We start from the raw sequence: 1,709 nt of genomic DNA, 5'->3' as shown, positions 1-1,709 counted from the left end.
CAGGTCTGGATGCGGACACGACATCCACGACCATCCTGGGCACGGAGGTGATGCCGACCTTGGAGACCTGACCGACTCAAGCCCCCACCGCCTCGAAGACGGTTACACCACTTCCAGGGACTTGACCTTTGCACAAACGCGCGAATATGCTGCATACCCGCAATGGAGCAGTGGAGCTTGACGAACGGGTTCGTGATCGCCCCATGTCGAGATGTAGCGAAGATTGCACAAACGCTCGAATATGCTGCATACCGGTTTGGGGGCCTGAGGTCTTGACACAGTCGGTGTCATCGGACAGGGGTTCATGCTCTGCTCGCCACCCGAGCACTCCACTGGGGATCTTGACGTGCGCGCACCACGGGACTGCCATGGGTTCATGGAGAGCCCGCTGACCCCTCACCCAATCGGCGCCACGCTGTTGCCCCGTCTTCCCGGCGCGGTCCCGGTGCTGCTGGAGTTCGAGGACGTGCAGCTGGGCGGGTACGCCTGGTGGCGTGACCGGCAGGCGCCAGCAATCCTGTTGCTGCACGGGTGGGGTGAGGACGCTTCGACCATGGCCCCGGTCGCACACCAGGTGCTCGAGCGTGGACGGCACGCGGTGAGCATCTCCCTGCGCGGCTGGCACGGTTCCACCGGCGTCGACGACTACGGGCTCAGCGCCTCCCTCGACATCTCACGAGTCCTGGCCTGGATCCGCAGGCAGCCGGACGTGGCAGGCATCGTACTGGTGGGGTTCTCCATGGGAGGGCTGATGGCAGCCCTGGCCGCGGCGGATCAGCCTGCCGGGGCCCTCGACGGCGTAGTGCTGGTCAACGCCCCAGCTGAACTGCGCTCCTTCGCGCGGGACACGGCTTTCGGCGGGGCCCGTCGGTATCTGGAAAAGACCCTGCAGCCGCGGCAGTGGCAGGACTCTTCCCCGCTGAATCACGCGGATCGGCTGAGCCATCCGCTGCTGGTCGTGGTCGGAACAGAAGACACCATGACGCCACCTGATCAGGGGCGCAGACTCGCCGATGCCGCCCCGGCAAGCGCACTGTTCGAGGTCGCCGGGATGGGTCACCACCCAACGCACGGGGAGTGGGCACAGATCTTGGAAGCGGCAGATACGCAGTTCGACTTAGGGCGTGTTGCTAAAGGATGGTCGCTAGCTGTACTGACCGGAGACGTTGGTAGAACGACGTTCTCTGGGAACATTGACCTTGACACTGTGTGATGCGGTCTGGTGGGGGTCGACATGTTGAGTATCGGAGAGATCGCGCATAGCACGGGTGTCTCGCGTCGCATGCTGCGGCACTGGGAAGGCGAGGGGTTGCTGACCCCAGCTACTACCGACCCAGTGACCGGATATCGGCGCTACCAGGACAGCCAGCTGGGGCGCGTGCGAGCCATTATGGAACTGCGCGCGCTCGGGTTCGGCTTGGCCGAGATCGGGCAGTTGCTCGATCCGCGGATCGAGCAGTCCACTCTGGAAGTGCTCCTCACTCACCAGGTAGACGCCCTGCAGCGGCAGATCACCGAGGCTTCAACACGTCTGGTCCACGTTCAGCACCGGCTGGACATCATCCAGAGCAAGTCCATGGAGGGGACTGGTGCACGTGTAGGTGACAGTCGTCTTCACGCCGGGTCTGCGGGCGTGTGGTCCATGATCAACTCGTACTCGACCGGCGTCAATCGGCCCAGGCGCACCTGCCGGCGGCGGCGGTGGTAGG

General features: G+C 64.3%; 2 protein-coding genes. Both read left to right on the top strand.

What is annotated here, in order from left to right; all coding sequences use genetic code 11:
* The first annotated feature begins 376 nt into the window (after positions 1-376).
* Positions 377-1,213 carry an alpha/beta hydrolase family protein gene (locus J1M39_RS12140; RefSeq protein ID WP_180951269.1) on the top strand — a complete coding sequence of 279 codons (837 nt, stop codon included), beginning with the start codon at positions 377-379 and terminating at the stop codon, positions 1,211-1,213.
* Between the two features lie 21 nt (positions 1,214-1,234).
* The gene (locus J1M39_RS12135) at positions 1,235-1,708 is read left to right on the top strand and encodes a MerR family transcriptional regulator (RefSeq protein WP_206496054.1); all 474 of its coding nucleotides are present in this window, start codon (positions 1,235-1,237) and stop codon (positions 1,706-1,708) included.
* Position 1,709: the final 1 nt, after the last annotated feature.

Origin of the sequence: Micrococcus sp. KRD077 (assembly GCF_017168505.1) — a bacterium.
GTDB lineage: Bacteria > Actinomycetota > Actinomycetes > Actinomycetales > Micrococcaceae > Micrococcus > Micrococcus luteus.
Note: the sequence above shows the minus strand (reverse complement) of the source record. Positions and strands in the feature narration are given on the sequence as shown.